Below are 250 nucleotides of genomic sequence, written 5' to 3' on the forward strand. Positions count from 1 at the left end.
CCGTGTTTTTTTGTCCAGGTGGCCTCCGTATCTTTCTGGCAGCGTTTGTTTTCCGTCCAATTATCCGGGGTTTTACCCTGACGGATTTGTTCATTCTCTTCTTTCTTGTTGTGTTGCTTAGGTGGTGTCGTCATGAAACATTTAACCAAAGAACAAGACAACGGATTTGCACTGCGGCAAGAAAGGACGCACTATTTTTTGCATAACGAGTGGCTATACCACGCCAGCGTTTAAGGTGGAGGAACGCATT

Annotated in this window: 1 pseudogene; it reads right to left on the minus strand. The window is 45.6% G+C overall.

Annotation, left to right across the window (positions count from 1 at the left end):
* Nucleotides 1-130: 130 nt before the first annotated feature.
* Nucleotides 131-250: pseudogene (locus AAC855_RS21375) on the minus strand (IS5/IS1182 family transposase); the annotation flags it as partial.

The organism is Xenorhabdus bharatensis, assembly GCF_037996705.1.
Lineage (GTDB): Bacteria > Pseudomonadota > Gammaproteobacteria > Enterobacterales > Enterobacteriaceae > Xenorhabdus > Xenorhabdus bharatensis.